Raw genomic sequence first — 4000 nt, forward strand, 5'->3', positions numbered from 1 at the left:
GCCACGAGAAGCGGATGGAGCGCGAAGTGCGCATCCGCACGGCATCCTGATCGCCGGCGGCGGCCGGATGCCGCGGCATCCGGCGACTTCCCAGCTTCGCGTCACTTCGCTGCCCTACTGTGTCAGCAGTCCAGGGGGAGTACTCCGATACGGACGGCTCGTCAATACGGTCGCATCGAGGCCCGGGCCGACCGGTCCCGCAAGGGATGGGGGAGACTCTGGCGTCGACCACGTCACGCCATTCTTCGGGAGCCTCCTGTGAACATCACCCCCCTCGTGTGGATCATCACGATCGCCGTCACGATCGCCTTCTTCGTGTGGGAGTTCTTCGCGCACGTGCGCAAGCCGCACGAGCCGACCGTCGGCGAGTCCGCGCGCTGGTCGGCCTTCTACATCGGTCTCGCGCTTCTGTTCGGTGTCGGCGTGGGCGTCTTCTCGGGGTGGGGATACGGCGGCGAGTACTTCGCCGGCTACCTCACCGAGAAGGCGCTGTCGATCGACAATCTGTTCGTCTTCCTCATCGTGATGACGGGCTTCGCAGTGCCGAAGATGTACCAGCAGAAAGTGCTGATGATCGGCATCGTCATCGCCCTCATCATGCGCGGCGCCTTCATCGCCGTCGGGGCGGCGCTGATCGAGAACTTCTCGTGGGTGTTCTACCTCTTCGGCGCCCTGCTGCTGTTCCTCGCCTACCGACAGGCGTTCGCGCACGGCGAGTCCAACCCCGCCGACGGCTGGTTCATGCGCCTCGTGCGCCGCGTGCTGCCGGTCAGCGACGAGTACGACGGCGACCGGCTCACGGTGAAGAAGGACGGTCGCCGCTTCGTCACCCCCATGCTCCTCGTCATCGTCGCGATCGGGTTCATCGACCTCGTCTTCGCCGTCGACTCGATCCCCGCGATCTACGGGCTCACCGAGGAGGCCTACCTCGTCTTCACGGCGAACGCCTTCGCACTGATGGGTCTGCGCCAGCTCTACTTCCTCATCGGCGGTCTTCTCGAGCGCCTCGTGTACCTCGCCCAGGGACTCGCCGTGATCCTCGCGTTCATCGGCGTGAAGCTGCTCATCCACGCGCTCCACAAGAACGAGCTCCCGTTCATCAACGGCGGCGAGCATGTGACGTTCATTCCCGAGATCCCCATCTGGCTGTCGCTGCTGTTCATCGCTGCCACCGTCGCCGTCGCGACGATCGCGAGCCTCCTGAAGACGCGGAAGGATGCCCGGGGCGACGCCCTGCCCGTCGCGCGCCACGACTCCCGTTGAGGGGCGCCGTCGCGCCCTGATCGCACGCGCGGCAGGCCGCGGGGGCGCGTCCGCCCGTCCGGCTCTCGGCTGGACGCGCCCGAGGAGAGGACGTGGCAGGGCTTCTCCGACGTTGCCGAGGTCCTGGCTGTGAACTGCGGCGATAAATGTCGCCCTTATCGCGCCGCAGGTGGGCCAGCCACGCGAAGGGAAGGGCGGTACCTCAAGCTTGCTCCGATCGGCGGTTGTTTCCGCTGTGTGCGGCATGTCGGCGCAGAGGCCCAGCCACGTCTCAGGCAGGACGGGAGTGGATCTCAGCTCGTCGCCGAGGCATTGGGATTATGAGCGTCATCGTGGTTCCCTCGTTGGTCGATGACGACACCCGCGCCAACCCGCCGTAGCGGCTCACCGTGTCCTGTACGAGCGACAATCCAATTCCAAACCCGGTTCTTGATGAGCCACCGCCATCAACGGCATCCGCGGACCGAGCGAATCTGTCGAAGACACGACTCGGTTCGATGCCTCGGATACCGGGACCTTGATCGGTCACACTGATATGAACCCGACGGCCCACCTGGCTCGCCCTTACGGTGACGACTGTTCCCACCGGGGAGTGTTTGATCGCATTGTCGAGAAGGGCGATGAGGCTTCGCCGCAGGCTTGTGTGAGGGATCGAGGCAGACAAGTCGGGTGCGATGTGGGCGCCCATCAAGCGCACGCGTCGTTCGCGCGCGAGGATGGACATGGCCGATATCGCTGATGCGACGCATGTTGCCACGGGGGTTGGTTCTGCCTCTGATTCTGTGGGGACTTCGGCCGCGTGCAGGAGGTCAGAGACGACTCCGATGACGGATAGGGTGTCGTGGCGGAGTTGTGTCACGAGTTCGTGGTGGGGATCTGATGCGCGCGAGCTGCGTTGCAGCAATTGGATACGTGCGTCCAATACAGCCAGCGGCGTTCGAAGTTCGTGTGAAGCGTCGGCAACGAATTGCCGCTGTCGTCTGAGGGCATCCACCAAAGGCCGGACTGCCCGGCGCGTGACGAGCCATCCCAAGAGGCCGGCGAGGGCGATCGCGATGAGACCGATGCTGACTCCACCCACGATGATGTCGAGACCCTGAATATCCACGACTGTTTCTTTCTGCTGCGGGTTGAGCAGGTCGGGCAGGGGGATCTGGGTGAAGACAACGGCGAATGCTGCGATTAGGACGGCAACGACGAGTGCGGAAACTGCCAGAGAGATGGTGAGGGCGACCCGTCGCGCGGCGGAGCGGATGAGCTGCGCGTCTGGGTCTTGCGTGGGGCGTCGTCTGATCATCACACCAGGCCCAGCCGGTAGCCGCGGCCGTGGATTGTTTGGACGATGCTTGGCTCGGTCTTCTTCCGCAGATAATGCACGTACGTGTCGACGGTCCCCGGAGTGTCGTCGGAAGAGAAAACGGCTCGAAGGATTGCAGCGCGAGTGAAGGTTTGCTGCGGGTTTGTTGCTAATAATCGCAGGAGCGCACTTTCCCGTTCCGTAAGGATGGTGCGGCCGTCGTAGGGCGAGTAGACCGCGCGTGAGTCCGGATAGAACTCCCATTCGCCGATGCGAACGAACGGGCCTTCTCCGTTGGTGACGCGCCTGATGGCGCGGAGCCGGGCGAACAATTCGTCGAACTCGAACGGCTTAACCAGGTAGTCAGCGGCTCCGGCGTCCAGTCCTCTGACTTTGTCCTGTACGGTTCCCATGGCCGTGAGGATGAGCATCGGCACCTGTGACCCTGCTCTGCGGAGGGACTCAACGAGGGTGAGCCCGTCGACAGTGGGCAGCCGGCGATCGACCACCATCGCATCGAATGACTGTTCCATGGCGATATCGAATGCTTCGCCGCCATCTGCACAGAGCGTCACGTCGTACACCTCCGCAAGGACCTGCGCCATCAAAGGGCCGAGCTGGGGATCATCTTCGATCAGCAGAAGGCGGGGTTGTGTCGGCGCTGTCGCTACCGTGTCGGCCATTCTGTCTCTCCCTCGTCGGCGCCCTCAATCGCGTCGCACTCTGGCTTTTCGTGAGCGTTGGACGTCAACGGAAGTACGGTCGTTGACTCGGTCGAGCCTGCCTCGTGCGCTCTAAGAAATCACACAGAAGCGCCGCGCGTGGGGCAGTTCTGAGCCTTCGCGGTTTCTTAGAGGCCGCCAGGGACCATCTCTTCAGGGCTCACCGAGAGTCGCAGAAGGGAACGACATGAGCACTGTCAAACGCAAGGGGGTGGGCGCCGGACTCGGCGTCGCAACGCTCGTCCTGTTCAGCGCAGGAGGGGTCGCCGCCATGGCCCTGCCCGCATCGGCCGCCACCACATCGGTGGTCTCGCCCGCACCCGCATCCTCCAATCCCGCCGTCGAGGACGGTACGAACGACGGCGAGACCGCCGACGATCAGGGTGTCGAGGACGGCACGAACGACGGCGAGACCGCCGACGATCAGGGTGTCGAGGACGGCACGAACGACGGCGAAACCGCCGACGACGTCGCCGCCACCCCGGCGAACTGATCACCTGAGCACGTGTGGGTGGCCACCAGCCGCCCACACGTGCTCTGTGACGGCTCGCCTCTTCCTGCTCGCACGAGCGAGCGCAACTTCTGAGTCGATTCTTAGAACGCGATCCCTAGGGCGTGTTGATCAAGAGGTTCCGCTCCTCGGTGGGTGAGTCTTGAACGGTGACGCGACAGGAGATCTCTGACGAGGTGTGGGCCGTGATGGAGCCGTTGATGCCGA

At 64.0% G+C, this 4000-nt stretch carries 4 protein-coding genes; 2 read left to right on the plus strand and 2 right to left on the minus strand.

The window, feature by feature from the left end; all coding sequences use genetic code 11:
- Positions 1 to 258: 258 nt before the first annotated feature.
- The gene (locus BGN98_RS01440) at positions 259 to 1263 is read left to right on the plus strand and encodes a TerC family protein (protein ID WP_016463894.1); all 1005 of its coding nucleotides are present in this window, start codon (positions 259 to 261) and stop codon (positions 1261 to 1263) included.
- Positions 1264 to 1534: 271 nt separating this feature from the next.
- On the opposite strand, the gene BGN98_RS01445 is transcribed toward BGN98_RS01440, so the two are convergent.
- Complete coding sequence (locus BGN98_RS01445; RefSeq protein ID WP_005051510.1) at positions 1535 to 2560, minus strand: sensor histidine kinase; 1026 nt, start codon at positions 2558 to 2560, stop codon at positions 1535 to 1537.
- The gene (locus BGN98_RS01450; protein WP_005051512.1) at positions 2560 to 3243 is read right to left on the minus strand and encodes a response regulator transcription factor; all 684 of its coding nucleotides are present in this window, start codon (positions 3241 to 3243) and stop codon (positions 2560 to 2562) included. Before BGN98_RS01450 ends, BGN98_RS01445 begins: the two co-directional genes overlap by 1 nt.
- Before the next feature lie 226 nt (positions 3244 to 3469).
- Between BGN98_RS01450 and BGN98_RS01455 the strand changes: the two genes are divergently transcribed.
- Positions 3470 to 3775 carry a hypothetical protein gene (locus BGN98_RS01455; RefSeq protein WP_005051515.1) on the plus strand — a complete coding sequence of 102 codons (306 nt, stop codon included), beginning with the start codon at positions 3470 to 3472 and terminating at the stop codon, positions 3773 to 3775.
- The last annotated feature ends 225 nt before the right edge of the window (positions 3776 to 4000 follow it).

This window comes from Microbacterium sp. 69-7, from assembly GCF_001897985.1.
GTDB classification, from domain to species: Bacteria; Actinomycetota; Actinomycetes; order Actinomycetales; family Microbacteriaceae; genus Microbacterium; species Microbacterium laevaniformans.

Bases quoted from the DNA above. Each gene is read 5' to 3' on its own strand.
- BGN98_RS01455 (WP_005051515.1), top strand. From the start codon at position 3,470: ATGAGCACTGTCAAACGCAAGGGGGTGGGCGCCGGACTCGGCGTCGCA.
- BGN98_RS01445 (WP_005051510.1), bottom strand. From the start codon at position 2,560: ATGATCAGACGACGCCCCACGCAAGACCCAGACGCGCAGCTCATCCGC.
- BGN98_RS01450 (WP_005051512.1), bottom strand. From the start codon at position 3,243: ATGGCCGACACGGTAGCGACAGCGCCGACACAACCCCGCCTTCTGCTG.